This window comes from Tahibacter soli (genome assembly GCF_025717065.2).
Classification (GTDB): domain Bacteria; phylum Pseudomonadota; class Gammaproteobacteria; order Xanthomonadales; family Rhodanobacteraceae; genus Tahibacter; species Tahibacter soli.
Genome location: NZ_JAOVZO020000014.1, coordinates 26,490 through 43,774, shown reverse-complemented (window position 1 = coordinate 43,774; position 17,285 = coordinate 26,490). Strand labels below are relative to the sequence as shown.

Annotated in this window: 15 protein-coding genes; 9 read left to right on the top strand and 6 right to left on the bottom strand. The window is 68.7% G+C overall.

Annotated elements, in window-relative coordinates:
• Positions 1–91: 91 nt before the first annotated feature.
• The 3 genes from OD750_RS08755 to OD750_RS08745 all read left to right on the top strand — a co-directional run bounded on the left by OD750_RS08755 (position 92) and on the right by OD750_RS08745 (position 4,238).
• On the top strand, positions 92–1,036 hold the full coding sequence (locus OD750_RS08755; RefSeq protein ID WP_263545030.1) for a DMT family transporter: 945 nt from the start codon (positions 92–94) through the stop codon (positions 1,034–1,036).
• A 75-nt stretch (positions 1,037–1,111) separates the two neighbouring features.
• The gene (locus tag OD750_RS08750) at positions 1,112–2,071 is read left to right on the top strand and encodes a thioredoxin domain-containing protein (RefSeq protein ID WP_263545031.1); all 960 of its coding nucleotides are present in this window, start codon (positions 1,112–1,114) and stop codon (positions 2,069–2,071) included.
• A gap of 982 nt (positions 2,072–3,053) precedes the next feature.
• Positions 3,054–4,238, top strand: a complete 1,185-nt coding sequence (locus OD750_RS08745) for a translocation/assembly module TamB domain-containing protein (RefSeq protein ID WP_263545032.1) — start codon at positions 3,054–3,056, stop codon at positions 4,236–4,238.
• Positions 4,239–4,309: 71 nt separating this feature from the next.
• On the opposite strand, the gene OD750_RS08740 is transcribed toward OD750_RS08745, so the two are convergent.
• The 4 genes from OD750_RS08740 to OD750_RS08725 all read right to left on the bottom strand — a co-directional run bounded on the left by OD750_RS08740 (position 4,310) and on the right by OD750_RS08725 (position 6,971).
• Complete coding sequence (locus OD750_RS08740) at positions 4,310–4,609, bottom strand: hypothetical protein (protein ID WP_263545033.1); 300 nt, start codon at positions 4,607–4,609, stop codon at positions 4,310–4,312.
• 212 nt (positions 4,610–4,821) lie between these two features.
• Positions 4,822–5,583 (bottom strand): DUF72 domain-containing protein, encoded by a 762-nt coding sequence (locus tag OD750_RS08735; RefSeq protein WP_263545034.1) that lies wholly within the window; start codon positions 5,581–5,583, stop codon positions 4,822–4,824.
• Entirely contained in the window at positions 5,580–6,359 is a 780-nt protein-coding gene (locus tag OD750_RS08730) for a DNA-formamidopyrimidine glycosylase family protein (protein WP_263545035.1), read from the bottom strand. Before OD750_RS08730 ends, OD750_RS08735 begins: the two co-directional genes overlap by 4 nt.
• Positions 6,360–6,536: 177 nt before the next feature.
• Positions 6,537–6,971, bottom strand: a complete 435-nt coding sequence (locus tag OD750_RS08725) for an Lrp/AsnC family transcriptional regulator (protein ID WP_263545036.1) — start codon at positions 6,969–6,971, stop codon at positions 6,537–6,539.
• Between the two features lie 332 nt (positions 6,972–7,303).
• Here OD750_RS08725 and OD750_RS08720 point away from each other — a divergent pair, with 332 nt between their 5' ends.
• From OD750_RS08720 to OD750_RS08705, 4 genes are all read left to right on the top strand, one after another.
• Positions 7,304–10,171, top strand: coding sequence for a collagenase (locus OD750_RS08720; protein ID WP_263545037.1), 2,868 nt, complete (start codon positions 7,304–7,306; stop codon positions 10,169–10,171).
• 187 nt (positions 10,172–10,358) lie between these two features.
• Positions 10,359–11,303, top strand: a complete 945-nt coding sequence (locus OD750_RS08715; RefSeq protein ID WP_263545038.1) for a nuclease-related domain-containing DEAD/DEAH box helicase — start codon at positions 10,359–10,361, stop codon at positions 11,301–11,303.
• On the top strand, positions 11,303–12,214 hold the full coding sequence (locus tag OD750_RS08710; RefSeq protein WP_263545039.1) for a 3'-5' exonuclease: 912 nt from the start codon (positions 11,303–11,305) through the stop codon (positions 12,212–12,214). The genes OD750_RS08715 and OD750_RS08710 overlap by 1 nt, the downstream gene beginning before the upstream one ends.
• Before the next feature lie 132 nt (positions 12,215–12,346).
• A complete protein-coding gene (locus tag OD750_RS08705) occupies positions 12,347–14,398 on the top strand; it encodes a S9 family peptidase (RefSeq protein ID WP_263545040.1) in 2,052 nt (683 codons plus the stop codon).
• A 50-nt stretch (positions 14,399–14,448) separates the two neighbouring features.
• Here the strand turns inward: OD750_RS08705 and OD750_RS08700 are convergent, their stop codons facing one another.
• Positions 14,449–14,781: a hypothetical protein gene (locus tag OD750_RS08700; protein WP_263545041.1), complete on the bottom strand. Its 333-nt coding sequence runs from the start codon at positions 14,779–14,781 to the stop codon at positions 14,449–14,451.
• A gap of 78 nt (positions 14,782–14,859) precedes the next feature.
• Positions 14,860–15,192 carry a hypothetical protein gene (locus OD750_RS08695; RefSeq protein WP_263545042.1) on the bottom strand — a complete coding sequence of 111 codons (333 nt, stop codon included), beginning with the start codon at positions 15,190–15,192 and terminating at the stop codon, positions 14,860–14,862.
• Between the two features lie 365 nt (positions 15,193–15,557).
• Between OD750_RS08695 and OD750_RS08690 the strand changes: the two genes are divergently transcribed.
• Both OD750_RS08690 and OD750_RS08685 read left to right on the top strand, forming a co-directional pair.
• Positions 15,558–16,172: a TetR/AcrR family transcriptional regulator gene (locus tag OD750_RS08690; RefSeq protein WP_263545043.1), complete on the top strand. Its 615-nt coding sequence runs from the start codon at positions 15,558–15,560 to the stop codon at positions 16,170–16,172.
• Entirely contained in the window at positions 16,169–17,278 is a 1,110-nt protein-coding gene (locus tag OD750_RS08685) for an efflux RND transporter periplasmic adaptor subunit (RefSeq protein ID WP_263545044.1), read from the top strand. Before OD750_RS08690 ends, OD750_RS08685 begins: the two co-directional genes overlap by 4 nt.
• Positions 17,279–17,285 lie beyond the last annotated feature (7 nt).

Here is a 17,285-nt window from a genome sequence, read left to right as displayed (position 1 = left end):
GCGCCGCCGCAACAGCGAGCGTTGCTCGACGATGCTTCGATGAAAACTATCGGCACGGTTTCACGCCGCGCACGCCGCCTATACTCGCCGCATGTCCGTACCGCCCTCCGGCCGCGACGCCGTCGCCGCGCCGACCGCCACGTCTTCGATCCCGCTTGCCGACTACCGCCGAGGCCTCGCACTGGCCGGCGCCGGCGCCGTGCTGTTCTCGGCCAAGGCGATCGTCGCCAAACTGATGTACCGCTACCACGTCGACGCCGTCACGGTGCTGACGCTGCGCATGATCTTCGCCGCGCCGTTCTTCGCGGCCATCGCCGCGTGGCAGTGTGCGAAGCGGCCGTCGCTCGCCTGGCGCGACCGCGCGATGATCGTCGGGCTCGGCCTCGTCGGCTACTACCTGTCGAGCTTTCTCGATTTTCTCGGCCTGCAGTACATCACCGCCGGGCTCGAACGGCTGATCCTGTTCCTGACGCCGTCGTTCGTGCTGCTGATCAGCACGTTCGCGCTCAAGCGCCGCATCGCCGGCCGGCAATGGCTCGCCATGGCGATCGCCTACGCCGGCATCGTGCTCGTGTTCGCGCACGACCTGTCGTTCGCCGGCGACAAGGTGGCGCTCGGCACGGCGCTCGTGTTCGGCTCGGCGCTGTCGTACGCGCTGTACCTCATCGGCACCGGCGAACTCGTCGCGCGCGTCGGGCCGACGCGGCTCGTCGCCTACGCGATGTGCGTGTCGACCGTCGCGTGCGTGCTCCAGTACGCCGTGCTGCGGCCGTGGAGCGCCCTCGTCGACCTGCCCTCGCCGGTCTACGGCCTGTCGGCGATCAACGCGGTGTTCTGCACCGTCGCACCGGTCGTGCTGACGATGTGGGCGGTCGCGCGCATCGGCGCGCCTAGCGCGTCGCAAGCGGGCATGGTCGGGCCGGTGTCGACGCTGCTGCTCGGCGCGTGGCTGCTCGCCGAACCGATCACGCTGTGGCAGTCGGCCGGCTGCGCGCTCGTCATGAGCGGCATGTACGTGCTGTCGAAGAAGCGCTAGCCGCGGCATCGCCGGTTTCGCGTTGTACACTCCGACCGCGCGGCCGCCGATCGCCGCGTTCATCGGAGCCGTCCCATGTCGTTGCGTTTCGCGTTCGCGTGCCGTTTCGTTTTTCTCGCCGCCGCCGCACTGCCGGCCGCCGCGCAAACCCCGGCGCCGCCGGAGCCGCCCGCCCCGCCGCTGCACCAGCAGATCGTGGCGAACCTCGTGTTCCAGTTTCCGCAGCTGGCCAACGCGGGTCCGAGCGTCGAATCGCTGTCGCCGCCCGGCGTCGACGGCCTGCGCACGGGCACGCTGAAATTCGACAAGGGCCGCACGCAGCAATTCATGCTGTCCGAGCGCGGCACGCTGTATCTGTTGCAGGGCAAGCCGATCGAGATCCTCGACGTCGCCGCGCTCGATGCCGCCAAGGCGCAGCGCGAACAGACGCAGGCGAAGGAAGCCGCCGAACGCCACGCGCAGCTCGCCAAGGCCACCGCCGGCGTCGCGCACCGCGGCAACGCGAAGGCGAAGATCACGCTCGTCGAGTTCTCCGACTACCAGTGCCCGTACTGCGCGCGCGCATCGAAGGCCGTCGACGAACTGCTCGCCGCGCGCGGCGCCGACGTGCGCTACGTCGTCATGCCGTTTCCGCTCGATTCGATTCATCCGTGGGCGCGCAACGCGGCGCTCGCGGCGCAGTGCGCGCAGCAGCAGAAAGCCGACGCGTTCTGGGCGCTCAACGACGCGTACTACAACCAACAGGGCACGTTCAACAAGGACAACGTGCTGCCCAAGAGCCGCGAACTCGTGGCCGCGGCAAAGCTCGATCTCAAGCGCTGGGACGCCTGCGTCGGCAATCCCGAATCGAAGGACTACGCGAGCGCGCTCGCCGCGATCGACGCCTCGGTCGCGCTCGGCCGCGCGATCGGCGTCAACGCGACGCCGTCGTTCTACGTCAACGGCCGCAAGTTCGCCGGCGTGCCGAGCGCGCAGGCGCTCGCGAACTACCTCGCCGACGCGCCCGGCGCCGCGCAAGGCGCGCCCAAGCCTTGAGCGCGCGCGGCCCGGCGGCGCGGCTCGCGCGGCGGCTCGTCGTCGCGCTCGCGCTCGTCTGGGCCGCGTACGTCGTCGCGATCAACGTGCTGCTGAATACGCCGCTGGGACCGCAGATCGTCAATCGCAAGCCCGAGAAATTCTCGCTGCACTGGCAGCACGGACTGTCGCTGTGGCCCGGCGACATCATGATGTGGAAGGTCGTCGCGCGCGGTCACGTGCGGCAGGTGGAATGGCACGCGACGGCGACGCGCGCGAGCGGCCGCATCGGCATCCTGCCGCTCATGACGCGCACGCTCGACGTGCCGTGGGTGATCGCCGACGACGTCGACGCGACGCTGACGCACGCGCCCGACCTTGCGCCGCCGGAACACCGTCCCGGCGGCTGGACGCTGCGCTTCGGCGGCATCGAAACGCCGCATCTGCGCCGCGTGCGCTACGGCGACACCGAACTGACCGGCGACGGCTCCGCGCGCTTTTCGTTCGTCAAGGTGCTGCGCGGCGGCGCGATGGAAATCCTGCCGTCGCGGTTCGCGCTGCGCGACGTCTCGGTGCGCCACGGCAAGCGGCACTGGCTGACCGGCGCCACGCTCGACGTCGATCTCGCGATCGCGCGGCATCGGCGCGACGAGGCGGCCGGCTGGCGCAAGCTCGCGCTGACCGACGTGCGCGTCGCCGCGCACGGCCGCACGCCAGGTCTCGCGCTCGTCATGGATTCGACGCGGCACCTGCACGGCACCGTCGACGATGCCGCGCACGGCAATCTCAAGATCGACCTGCACCTCGCCCGCGGCGAGCTCGCGCGCGGCGGCAAGTTCGACCTCGCCGTGCCGCTGACGGCCGACGCCGGCGGCAAGGCGTCGCAGGCGACCGCGACGCTGGCCGCGACGGTCGGCGAACGCATCGATCTGTCGTTGCAGCTGCCGCCGCCGCCCGACGGCGAAGGCGGCATCGACGCACAATTGCACCTTGCGACAAAAAAATGCCGCTCGACGGCGCGTGGCACACGCTGCTCGAACACGTCGGCGGACGCGTCGGCGTGCGCTGGCGCTTCGAATCGCTCGCGTGGCTCGGTCCGCTGCTCACGCGCGTGTCGTGGCTCACGCTCGACGGCGCCGGCGCGATCGACGCCGAGGTGAAACTCGAGAACGGCGCGATCGCGCCGGGCACGACGCTGAAGATTCCCGACGTCGCGCTCGACGCCGTCGTGCAGGGCCATCGCATCGTCGGCCGCGCACGCGCCGACGGGCGCATCGGCGCCGGCAGCGACGGTACGCTCGCGCCGCGGCTCGATATCGCCGTCGACGAATATCGCATCACGTCGGACGACGATGCCAAAGCGGTGTTCGGGCTCGGCAAGAATCTCGCTCTGTCGTTGTCGTCGACCGGCAAGCTCGCGCAGTTCCGCGACAAGCTCACAGCGCAGCTCAAATTCGGCGACGCGCGGATTCCCGATATCGGCGTGTACAACGCCTACCTGCCGCAGCACGCGGTGAAGCTCCTGCGCGGCACCGGCACGCTCGGTGGCGACGTGTCGCTCGACGCCGAGGGCCGCATCGCCCGCGGCACGCTCGGCGTCGCCGCCCGCGGCGCGCAGCTGCGTTTCGGCGAGATCGAACTCGAAGGCGATGTCGACCTCGGCGGCAAGCTCGCGCAGGCCGACCTCGGCGGAAAGCGCTTCGACTTCGACGGCACGACGCTCAAGCTGCGCAACGTCGCGGTGACCAATAGCGATCGCGCGAACGCCGTCAACTGGTGGGCCGACTTCAGCGTGAAGCGCGGCAGGCTCGAATGGGCGCGGCCGTTCAACCTCGACGCGACGGCGAACGCGCAACTCGCAAACGTCGGCGTGCTGCTCGCGCTGTTCTCGCGCCACCGTGACTACCCGGGCTGGGTGCTCAAGCTCGTCGACGCCGGCACGACGCAGCTCGCGGCGCGCGTCGACATCAAGCCGGGCCGGATGATCTTCGACGACGTCGTCGCGCAGAACCGCCGCTTCGAACTCAAGGCGCGGCTGCGTCATGCCGACAAGGCCGTCGACGGCAATCTCTACCTCGGCTGGGGCAAGCTCGGGCTCGCGCTCGACATCGACAATGGCAAGCGCGACTTCAAGCTGATCGGCGCCGAGAAGTGGTACGACGCACAGCCTTCGCTGCTGTCGAAATAGCCGTTCGCAGCGTTATGCAATAGACCACAGGTTGCAAAACGCAAACGTCCACCGTTGCGCCGCAGCGCGCGTCAGCCGGCGGCGGCGTGCACCGCGTGCGCGTCCGTGCGCGCGCGGCGGTTCCACAGCGGCCGCGCGCGGTCGGCCTCGATGCGCGCCTTGTGGCTTTCGCCCGCCGGCGTCAGGCCGAGCACGCAGAACGACTCCTCGCCCTCGAGCGAATCGTCGATGCGGCGCGAGGTGCCGAGGCGCAGGTAGCCGCACGCCGAAAGCGCGTCGCGCAGCCACTGCGCGGCGAGGAAGTCGGGCTGGCCGCGCCGCCAGACGGTCGGACCGCTCGCGACGTCCTGCAGAAAAGAAAGCTCGTTCATGGGAATCCCCTTGCCGGTTTGGCGTAGTCATCGCAACAACCGTGCCATCCGATGCGGCGCCGCCGACGCCGCATTCGGCCTTACGCCCGCATGATCGTTTCGTGCGGCATGCGGCATTCCGCATGATCGGTCTCGCGTGCGCGACGCACGATGCACGACCGCTCACGCAAGGTTCAGCGGCACGGCCAACGAGCGAACTCGACGGCCGCGGATCAGGTGCGCAGACGCCCGGTGCCGGTCAGCGCGCACAGCGCGAGCGCGTTCGGCATGGCGCGGCCCGCGGCGGTGTTGTCGAACACGCACCAGCTGTCCGCGCCGCGCGCGCGTTCCAGCGCGAGGCGCCGCGCGATCGCCGCGAGCGCCGCGGCGCGGTAGTCCGACCAGTACATGCGCGGCGCACCGTGCAGGCGCGTGTAGCAAAGCGAGGGGTCGCCGCCGGGCTCGGCCGCCGCGGTGTTCAGCGCCGGATCGGCGGCGACGCGCGCGACGCGCAGGCGCCGCAGCAGCTCTTCGGCGGCGTCGCCGAACCACGACGCGTGCCGCGGCTCGACGCACAGCCCGCCGCCGTAGCGTGCGCGAAACGCGCGCAGGAACAGTCCGGCATGGCGCGCATCGAACGCAAGGCTCGGCGGCAGCTGCACCAGCAGCACGCCGAGTTTGTCGCCAAGCGGGCCGACCTCGCCGAGAAACGCGTCGAGCAGCGGCAGCGTGCCGACGAGGCGACCGTGGTGCGTGATCGTGCGCGGCAGCTTCGCCGCGAAGCGGAAGCGCTCGGGCACGCTCGCGGCCCAGCGCCGGTACGTGGCCGGCCGGTGCGATCGGTAGAACGACGAATTGATCTCCACCGCCGGAAACACCGCGGCGTAGCGTTCCAGATGCGTGCCTTGCTCCGGAAAGAACGGCTTGTCGTCGCGGCTGATGGCCCAGCCCGCGCAGCCGATGCGCAGCGCGGCGCCGGCAGGCGGCGCGTTCATCCGGCACGCCGCCGTGTGGTGCGCTTGCGCGCGTGCGCCCCGTCGCCGTAGCGCACCTGGCAGCGCGGGCAGAAGAACGCGCGGCGCTTCGTCGTGCCGAGCGTCGCAAGTTCGATAGGGCCTGCGCACTCGGGACATTCCTCGCGCGCGTGCACGAGCAGGTGCCGCTTGAGCACATTGGCCTTTTTCCACTTGAGGAACTCGAACGCGTACGTGCGCGCCTCGCGCACCATCGCGTTGCGCCTGACCGGCGGCAGCGCGCCGACGCGCGACGCCGGGTGCACGCGGATGCGAAACAGCACTTCGTTCTTGATGATGTTGCCGACGCCAGCGAACACGTCCTGGTCGAGCAGCGCGTCGCACGCGAGGAGGTTCGGCCGCTCGGCGAGCTTGCGACGCGCGAGCGACGGGCTCCACGCGTCCGACATCACATCGCCGCGCCAATCGTAGACCTCGTCGAGCGGCTCCTCGATCAGGCGCAGCGCGCTCGCGTAGAGGTTCAGCTCGCCGCGCGCGCCGGCCAGATGCAGCCGCGGCGTCGCGCCCTTGCGTTCCGAGTCGATCGCGTAGCGGCCGAACAACAGAAAATGCACGCGCAGCGTGAAGCGGTCGAACTCGACGAGAAAATGCTTGCCCCACGAGCGCAGCGCGACGATCTTGCGGCCGACGAAGCGCGCGGCATCGAGTTGCGTGTTGCCGCTCGCTTCCTTGATGCGCATGCCGACGAGGTGGGCGGCTTCCTCGCACAGGATGACGATGGTCGGTCCCTCGGGCATGGCGTCGGTCGATGGCGCGGCGTGCGTTGCCTCGCTGCGACGCAATCGGCGTGCCAGCGCCATCCGCCGCGACGGCGCGGCGGCGCGACGGATGAAGATGCAGCGCGCGATGCGGATTGCATGACAGCCGTGCGCACGGCATGCCGGCACACGAATGCGCGATGCGATACGACCCCGCTAGCGCCGAAACTCCTCGCGCAGCACGGTCTCGGTCACGACCGACATCACTTCGGGCTGCGCCGACAGCCAGTCGCGCGTGTCGGTGACGGCATCGAGCGTGTCGGTCGCGACCGCGAGGATCAGGTCGATCTCTCCGCTGACCGAACTGCAGCGTTCGATTTCGCGCCGCTCGCGCAACCGCGCGAGCAGCGCCGGCGCCGGCGTGCGCACGAGCCGCACGACGAGATACGCGCGCACGAGCGGCACCTGCGCCGGCCAGTCGACGTCGGCGCGGTAGCCGCGGATCACGCCGCTCGCCTCGAGCCGCGCGACGCGCTCGCGCAGCGAGCTTCGCGCAAGACCCACGCGCGCGGCGAGCGTCTTGAGCGGCAGGCGCGCGTTGCGGCACAGAAGGTCGAGCAGCTGGCGGTCTTTCGCATCGAGTGCGTGCATGGCGGGCCGGACGACAAAGTGGCGGTGGCAACGTCCGAGATGTCGGGTGACGGCGTCATGCCTGCGGCCGTTCAATGGATCCGGCGACGCGGCCGATTACGCCGCTTCGCATCGTCCGCGGTCGCGTCGAATACCGACGCTTGCGGCGGCGTATTTGTATGAACGCGATGCCGGGGGGCGTCGCGACGCGGCACCGGGACGATGCCGCGTTGCACCAAAGTGAACTCGTTCACACGTCGGCCGCGGCGCGGCCGGCGTCGGACGGTCACGCGCCGCACGCGGCGACGGACAAGACCGTCGGCGGCACACCACATCAACCACGAGAGGGGAACATGTCCACGAGTCTCACGTTTCAACCGCACGCGATCGTGCGTACCGCGCTTGCCGTCGCGCTCACCGCCGGGTTCGCCTTGGCCGCGACGTCGACGTTCGCGCAGGAGATCGGTGCGGAACGCTTTGCCGCGCCGTCGTCGCTCGGCAAGACGGCCGCGCTCGACGCCGCCGCGCCCGACGCGCATCTGCGCCGCGAACCGCAGCCGGCGTCGCGGCGTCCGCCGCAGTCGTCGCCCGACGCGCGCCGCGCCGACTACGACCTGCCCGACGACGCCGCGCATAAAGCGCACCGCCCTTCCGCGTCGATCGCGAAGGCCGTCTGCGACACGTCGGTGTTTGCGTCGGCAACCGGCGCGAGCCTCGTCGCGGCGATCAAGGGCGCGAGCACCGAATGCGTCAATTCGTTGTTCGGCCTGTCGGGCTCGACGGCCTACGGCGCGTTCCGCGAAGCGCAGATGGTGACGGTCGCGAACGCGTTGCAGAGCGCCGCGGCGAGCTACAACGGCACGAACGCGAGCGGCATCCTGCAGTTGATCCTGTACCTGCGCGCCGGCTACTACGTGCAGTTCTACGACACGGCGGTCGGCAGCTACGGCACGTCGCTCGTCAACGCGATCCGGCCGGCGATGGATGCGTTCGCGGGCAGTTCGAGCTTCGGTCTCGTCAACGACGCGCACGGCGAGATCCTGTCCGAGTTCATGACGCTGATCGACAGTTCGACGCAGAACGCGCGCTACCTCTACGTGGTCAAGCGGCTGCTGGCGAGCTACAACCCGTCGACGTTCGCGCCGTACTACTGGATGAACGCGTCGGTCAATTCGAGCTTCTATGCGCTGTTTCGCGGTCACCAGGTACCCGAGTTCGTCACGCTCGTGCAGTCCGACACTTCGATCGTCGACACCTTGTACAACTTTGCCAACAACCACTTCTCGCAGCTCGGCGGCGACAACGGCTATCTCGTGTCGAACGCCGGCCGCGAACTCGGCCGCTTTCTGCAGTACACCGGCAGCCTGAAGTCGCTCGCGCAGTCGCGCGCGCGCACGCTGCTCGAACGCAGCTCGGTCACCGGCGCGAGCGCGCCGCTGTGGGTCGGCATCGGCGAAATGGTCGAGTGGTACGACAAGGCCAACTGCGGCTACTACAACCTGTGCGACTTCGTCGCGCGCGTCGAAGCCGCCGCATTGCCGATCACGCACAACTGCAGCAGCACGCTGCGCCTGCGCGCGCAGTCGATGAGCGCGTCCGAACTCGCCTCGACCTGCACGACCGTCGCGGGACAGGAGAACTACTTCCACACGAAGCTCGCGACCAATCGCACGCCGGTCGCGAACGACAACAACGCCGCGCTCGAAATGGTGATCTTCGATTCGAGCACCGACTACGGCACGTATGCCGGCGCGCTGTTCGGCATCGACACGAACAACGGCGGCATGTACCTCGAAGGCGATCCCTCGGTCGCCGGCAACCAGGCGCGCTTCATCGCGTACGAGGCCGAGTGGGTGCGCCCGACGTTCGAGATCTGGAACCTCACGCACGAATACGTGCACTACCTCGACGGCCGCTACGACATGTACGGCGACTTCGGCGCGGCGATGACGCAAAAGACCGTGTGGTGGGTCGAAGGCCTCGCCGAGTACCTGTCGTACAGCTATCGCAATCTTGCCTACACCGCGGCGGTCGACGAGGCGGCGGCCGGCACGTACGCGCTGAGTCGCGTGTTCCAGAACGACTACAACAGCGGCACGACGCTGGTCTACCGCTGGGGCTACCTCGGCGTGCGCTATATGTTCGAGCAGAAGCCCGCCGACGTCGCGTCGATCCTCGCGCTGATGCGTCCCGGCAACTACACCGGCTACGCGAGCTTCATGAGCGGCCTCGGCACGCGCTACGACGCGGGCTTCCGCACGTTCCTCGCGTGCGTGGCAAATCCCGCGTCGACCGGCTGCGGCGGCACGCCGAACGTGCCGCCGACCGCGAACTTCGGTTTCGCGACGAACGCGCTGACCGCGACGTTCACCGACGGCTCGACCGACAGCGACGGCAGCATCGCGTCGCGTCAGTGGAACTTCGGCGACGGCAGCACGTCGACCGCGACGAATCCGTCGAAGACGTACGCGGCAGCCGGCACTTATACGGTCAGCCTGACCGTCACCGACGATCGCGGCGGCACGGCCACGACGACGCGCAACGTCACCGTGGCCGCGTCGACGACCGGCGCGCTGCAGAACGGCGTGGCGGTGACGGGCCTCTCGGGCGCCGCGAACGGCACGCTCGCCTACACGTTCGACGTGCCGGCCGGCGCGACGAACCTGCGCTTCGCGATGTCGGGCGGCAGCGGCGATGCCGATCTCTACGTGCGCTTCGGTTCGGCGCCGACGACGAGCGCGTACGACTGCCGGCCGTATGCGGGCGGCAATGCGGAAACGTGCACGATCGCCAATGTGCAGGCGGGCCGCTACCACGTGCTCGTGCGCGGCTACAGCGCGTTCTCGGGCGTGTCGCTGACGGCGAGCTTCACGCCGCCGTCGACCGGCCTGCCCGAGTGCACGAACGCCGACGTGCGCGTGCTCGGCAAGAACTGCCAGCGCGGCAACGCGTCGGCCACACAAGGCAACTATGCGCACTTTTACCTGAATATTCCGGCCGGCACCGCGCAGCTGCGCATCACGACGAGCGGCGGCACCGGCGACGCCAACCTGTACGGCAACACGGCGAGCTGGGCGTATACGACGAGCTGGACGCAGCGCTCGACGAACGCGGGCAACGGCGAGGCCATCGTCGTCAACAACCCGCCGGCCGGCTACTACTACGTGAGCCTGCACGCGGCGAGCGGGTTCTCCGGCGTGACGGTGCGCAGCGAGTACTGATCGTCGTTCTTTGCGGTATCACTTCAACTCGGCCACGGACGGCCGTTCTCAACGGAAGGCGCGACGCCGCCCATATTGACAGTGTGACTTCGTTGTTTTCGAGAAGAGTCCATAAAAGCACCTGTCTTGCAGGCGCTCGCGAGGCGCGCTACCGTGGGATGCGTCGATGGATCGCGGGAGGGCGCGCTTGGCCAATCTCATCCCGGGTGTGCCGCGCAAGAACGGCGGGGAACGTCGTTTCGCTCAACGACTCGTCGAAACGCTCGAAGACGACTACTGGGCTTGGCACGACGTCGCTGTCGGACGGCTGCAGCGGCGCCCCGACTTCGTCGTCCTCCATCCTCGCCGGGGCCTGCTCGTACTGGAGGTCAAGGATTGGAAGATCGGCACGATCCACGACTTCAACAAATCGTCGACGACGCTGCTCACCGACCGCGGTCTCGTCGAAGCGGCGAACCCGATCAGACAAGCGCGCGGCATTCTGGAGTATTTGTGCGACATGCTGGAGCGCGATCCCGCGCTCGTGAATCCGCCCGGACACTCGCATGCGGGAAAACTTGCAATGCCGCGCGGTCACGGCGTCGTACTCGCGAATATTTCACGGGCGACGTTCGTCGGACACGGGCTCGATACGATCTGGCCCGAAAACCTCGTCATCTGCCAGGACGAAATGGCCGAAGGAGTCGACGCGGAAGCGTTCCAGGAACGCTTGTGGAACATGTTCAATTATCAATTTCGCGAACCGCTGACGCTGCCGCAGATCGATCGTATCCGCTGGCACCTGTATCCTGAAATGCGCGTGCACGCGCCGCTGCAAGCCGACCTCCTGTCGCCTCCCGATTCCGACCCCGGCACGCTGCCGATACCCGACATCGTGCGCGTCATGGACCGGCAGCAGGAGCAACTCGCACGCTCTCTCGGCGACGGGCATCGCATCATCCATGGCGTCGCCGGGTCCGGCAAGACGATGATCCTCGCCTATCGGTGCGTGCATCTGGCGCGGAGCCTCGACAGGCCGATACTCGTTCTGTGTTTCAACCGCACGCTCGCCGCGAGACTCGCGCATGCCGTCGACATCCAAGGACTGCACTCGCGCGTCGACGTACGCAGTTTCCACGTCTGGTGCGCCTGATGCTGCGTACCTACCACGTGCCGTCGCCGCCGAACAACGGCGACGCAAAAGCCTTTTTCGCGTCACTGGTCGAGGCCGTCGTGCGCGGCGTCGAGCGTGGCGCGATTCCTCGCGCGCAGTACGGCGCTGTGCTCATCGACGAAGGCCATGATTTCGAACCGGAGTGGTTCCGTCTGGTCGTGCAGATGATCGACCCTGCGACCAACGCGCTGCTTGTCCTCTATGATGATGCGCAATCTATCTATGCGGCAGGGACACGGCGCAAATTCAGCTTCGCGAGCGTCGGCATCGAGGCGCGCGGGCGCACGACCGTACTCAAGCTCAACTATCGCAATACCTACGAAGTGCTGGCCGTCGCCCGTGCGTTCGTCAACGACGTCTTCGGCGCGGACGACGGCGACGAGGACGCTCCACATGCCATCGCGCCCGAAAGTGTCGGTCGACACGGCCCGGTGCCTGAGCTTGCGCGCTGCACATCTCTCGCGGCCGAAGCACAGATGCTCGCCGCCCAGATCGCCGACGCATCCGCCGACGGCCGACCGCTGGATCGCATCGCGGTGCTGTGGCGCCACGGCGCGCATGCCGACGCCGTGGCACGCGTGCTCAATCGTCGAGGACTGCCTTACCGCTACGCGAAGGACAGCCGGGACAAGGATTCTCTCTTCGACGGTCCACCGAGCGTCAAGCTCGTCTCGATACACTCGAGCAAGGGCTTGGAGTTCGAACAGGTGTTCATTCCCGCCGTCCATGCGTTTCCCGGAACGGACGACGATGACGCCATCGAAGCGAAGCTGCTGTACGTTGCGATGACGCGCGCCACTGAACGGCTCGTCATGACCTGTTCCGCGGAAACCGGTTTCGTCGCTCGCATCGACAGCGCCATCGACGCCGCCAAGCGTGCGTCCGCGTAGTCGGGCGACGAATCGGGCATTACTCGAAAAAGCCGACGCCCGCGTATCACGCTTTTGCGCAAACCAACGTCACTGTCGCGCCGATACGGCGCTGCGCACAATCGCGGTTCCCGTCCGAACCGGAGTGCGTCCATGCGTCACAGCCTCATCGTGGTGGCCCTGATCCTGTGCGGAGTCGCCCACGCCGGCGACGCGCCGACCGATCCGCGCGTGCTGCAGCCGATGGACGTGTTCGGCCTGGAGTGGGCCGACGCGCCCGAGCTGTCGCCCGACGGACGCAGCGTCGTCTACCAGCGCCACTGGTTCGACGTGATGAAAGACCGCAAGCGCGCCAATCTCTGGATCGTCGACGCCGACGGCCGCCGCAACCGTCCGCTGACGAGCGGCGCCGCGAACGACGGCGGCGTCGCGTGGTCGCCCGACGGCAAACGCCTCGCCTACGTGGCCGAGGCCGACGGCAAGGCGCAGATCTTCGTGCGCTGGATCGACACCGGCGAGTCGGCCGCGATCACGCATCTGACGCAAGGTCCGCGCGCGCTGTCGTGGTCGCCGGACGGCAAGCAGATCGCGTTCGTCGCGCGGGTGCCGGCCGAGTCCGAGCCGCTCGCGAAACTGCCGACGCCGCCGAAAGGCGCCGAGTGGTCGCCGCCGCCCAAGCTCGTCGATCGCGTGATCTATCGCATCGACGGCGCCGGGTACGTCGATCCGGCCTACACGCACGTGTTCGTCGTCTCGTCCGACGGCGGTGCGCCGCGGCAGGTGACGCGCGGCAAGTACAACGTCAACGGGCAACCGGCCTGGACGCGCGACGGCCGCGCGCTGATCGTCTCGTCCAACCTCGCCGACGACTGGGAATACGAGCCGCTCGAAAGCGAGCTGTATCGCGTCGATCTCGACGGCGGCGAGCCGCAGCGGCTGACGCGGCGCAAGGGTCCCGACGCCAATCCGGTGATCTCGGCCGACGGCAAGCGCGTGGCCTGGCTCGGCTTCGACGACAACGGCAAGCCGTACCAGGGCTCGCACGTCTACGTGATGGACGTCGCCGGCGGCAAGCCGCGCGCGCTCACGGCCGATTTCGACTATGACGCCGACGGCCTCGCGTGGGACGGCAGCGCCGCACTCGTGTTCCACTACGACGACCACGGCAAGACGAAGATCGGCCGCGTCGGCGCCGACGGCGGCAAGGTGCAGGTGCTCGCCGACGATCTCGGCGGTACGGCGATGGGCCGGCCCTACGGCGGCGGCGCGATGTCGGTCGCGGCGGGCGCCGTCGCGTACACGCGCGGCACCGAATACCGCCCGGCCGACGTCGCGCTGATCGCGCGCGGCGGCAAGCCGCGTTCGCTGACCGCGTTCAACGACACCCTGCTCGGCCACAAGACGCTCGGCAAGGTCGAAGAAATCACCGTGAAATCTTCAGCGGACGGCCGCGACGTGCAGGCGTGGATCGTCACGCCGCCGAACTTCGACGCGAAGAAGAAATACCCGCTGCTGCTGGAAATCCACGGCGGCCCGTTCGCGAACTACGGTCCGCGCTTCGCGCCGGAGACGCAGCTGTACGCCGCCGCGGGCTACGTGGTCGTGTACGCCAATCCGCGCGGCAGCACGAGCTACGGCACCGAGTTCGCCAATCTCATCGACGATGCGTATCCCGGCCAGGACTACGACGATCTGATCAGCGTCGTCGACGGCGTGATCGCGCGCGGCTACGTCGACGACAAGAACCTGTTCGTCACGGGCGGCAGCGGCGGCGGCGTGCTCACCGCCTGGATCGTCGGCCACACCGACCGCTTCCGCGCGGCCGTGGTCGCCAAGCCCGTGATCAACTGGTACAGCTTCGTGCTGACGAGCGACTTCTACACGGTGTTTTCGCGCTACTGGTTCTCGGCGCAGCCGTGGGAAGCGCCCGAGGCGTACATCAAGCGCTCGCCGATCACCTATGTCGGCAACGTCAAGACGCCGACGATGATGATCGTCGGCGAGGTCGATCACCGCACGCCGATCGGCGAAGCCGAGCAGTTCTACCAGGCGCTCAAGCTGCGCCGCGTCGACACCGCGCTGGTGCGCATTCCGACCGCGTCGCACGACATCAACGAGCGGCCGGCCAACATGATCGCGCAGGTGCTCAACACGATCGGCTGGTTCGAGCGGTATCGCGACGGCAAGCGCGACAAGAAGGACTGAGCGCGCGCGTCGGGGTCGGGTTCACGGCGAACCCGGCCCCGACCGGTGCGTCAGTCGACGATCCACAACGAGAAATAGTCGTTCTGGTCGGTGCGCGTGGTGTCGGTGATGCCGCGCAGCGTGATGGTGTGCTGGCCGGGGCCGAGCTTGATCGGAAAGAAGAAGGTCGGCAGCGCCAGATGCTGGTTGGCGTTGTTGAAGAACTGCGGCACATCGCCGAGGTGCTGGTCGTCGAGGTAGACGGCCACGCCGCAGATCGCGGCGGGCAGGAACGACCAGCAGCTGCCGGACAGTCCGAGGGTCAGGTTGCCGGTGATCGGCACGCTGAACGGAAATTTCAGCGGCAGGACGCCGCCCTGGTTCTGCACGATGTAGTACGACACGAAAGTGCTCCTGTGCTTGGGCCGCAACGAACGGCGGCACGCCCCGTCGCGGGGCAGTCGTTGGCGGGTCGCGGCGGATCAGTCGATGATCCACAAGGAGAAGAAATCGTTCCGGTCGGTGAGGATGGTCGATGACAGCGCCCGCAGCGTGATCGTGTGCGGGCCTTCGCCGAGGTTGGCCGCAAAGATCTGCGTCGGCAGCGCCTGGTGCAGACTGGGATTGTTGAAAAACAACTGGGCCTTGCCGAGCGACTGGCCGTCGAGCAGGACCTCCACGCCGCCCGGGTTGTTGGCGGTGCTGCTCCAGCAGCTGCCGGAGAAGGCGATCGTCACGTCGCCGCTGATCGGCGCGGTGAACGGAATATTCAGCGGCAGCGGTCCCGTCTGGTTCTGCGCGATGATGAACGTCATGGCATGGCTCCTGTGGATGGGTCGGATCGGGGCGCCATCGCGAGCGACGCCGCCGGCCTCCCGGCCGCGGATCACCGACGCCGTGCCCCCGTGCGGCGTATCGAACACCCCTAGCGCAAGAACGCGCCGATCGCCGTCAGTCGCGTGCGCGATCGCGACACACGGGCGGTATCGACCGGGCGGTATCGACAAGGACAGCCAGTGACCTGGACGCACGGCACACTCGCTGTCCGCGGCGTTGCCGATCGCAACGCCGCGCCGGCCGGTGGCGATTGAAGATTTAAATCCGACCGGCCGGACGGTTGAAAACCGACCGACCGGACGGTATTGTCTCGCCCATGGTCAGAACCACACCCGCAGAGTTGTTGAACACCCTGCTCGACGCGGCCGAAACGGTCGTGCTGCGCCAGGGCATCGCGAACCTGACGCTCGATGCAGTCGCCTTCGAGGCGCAGCTCTCCAAAGGCGGGCTGCTGCATCACTTTCCGTCGAAGGACCGCCTCGTCGAGGCGCTCGTCGCGCGCTCGGCCGACAGCTGGCGCCAGTGCTTCAACGACGCGTACGACCGCACCGCCGAAGGCCCGGGACGCATGTCTCGCGCGCTGCTCGACCACTGCCTGTCGGACGCCGAAGGCTGGACGGTCGAGCTGCAGCGCAGCTCGTGCGCCTGTTTCGCGGCGCTCGCGCAGAACCCGTCGCTGATGCGGCCGATGCGCGAGGTCTACGCCGAGCTGCATCGCCGCGTCGCCGACGACGGCCTGCCGCCGGGCGTCGGCGAAGCGGTCGCCGCGGCGATCGACGGGCTCTGGCTGTACTGGGTGCTCGGCCTCGCGGACGTGAATCAGGACCTCGTCGCGCGCGTGCGCGGCGCACTCGAAGACCTGCTCGCGCGCGCGCTGCCCGCGGCAGCCAAACCCAAGCCCAAGCGCGCGCGCAAGGCTCCTGTACCTGTGAAAAGGACTAAAGGTATACGCTCATGAACACCAAATCCTGGATCGCCTCCGCCCTGCTGCTCGCCGCGCTCGCCGGTACCGGCACCGCGCTTGCCCTGTGGAAGCGCTCGACCGTGCAAGCCGCCAACGCCGCCGCGGCCAACCAGCCCGAACCGGTCGAATCGGTCTCCGCGGTGCCGGCACGGCAGCACGAACACCGCGACGCCACCACGTCGATCGGCACCGTCGTCGCGCTGCGCTCGATCCGTCTGCGCAACGAAGTGTCCGGCACCGTGCACAAGGCCGCGCTGACGCCCGGCGCGATCGTCGACGCCGGTACCGTGCTCGTCGCGCTCGACGTGTCGGTCGAACAGGCCGAACTCAAAGCGCAGGAAGCCGAAGCCGCGCTCGCGCAGACGATGCTCGGCCGCACCGAGCGCATGACGCAGCAGCGCGCGATGTCGGCGACCGAACTCGACCGCGCGCGCTCCGAGCGCGACGTGAAGCTCGCGCAGGTCGCGCGCACGAAGGCCGTGATCGCGCGCAAGACGATCCGCGCGCCGTTCCGCGCGCGCGTCGGCATCGCCGACGTGCACCCCGGCCAGTTTCTCGAGGAAGGCACCGAGCTGACCACGCTGCAGGGCGTCGACGACGGCGCCAATGTGGACTTTTCCGTCGCGCAGCAGGTGGCGGCGGGCCTGAAGAGCGGCGACGCCGTCGACGTCTACGCGAACGACGACGCCAAGCCGCTCGCCGCGACGATCGTGGCGACCGACGCGCGCGTCGATCCGTCCACGCGCAACGCCGTCGTGCGTGCGCGCATCGACGGCGCGAACGTGCCGGCGCCGGGCGCGTCGGTGCGCGTGCGCGTGCCGGTCGGCGCGGCGCGCGCGACCGTCGCGGTGCCGGCGAGCGCGCTGCGCAAGGGACCGAGCGGCGATCATGTGTTCGTGATCGCGCAGGACGCGCAAGGCAAGACGCGCGCGCAGCAGCGCGCTGTGCGCGTCGGCGCGATGCTCGGCGAGGAAGTGGTCATCGATTCGGGGCTCGCGGCCGGCGAACAGGTCGCGGCGTCGGGCTCGTTCAAGCTGCGCGACGCGTCGCTCGTCGCCGTCGCCCAACCGGTCGCCTCGGCGGCCGGCGCCGCGAAGTAACAAAGCG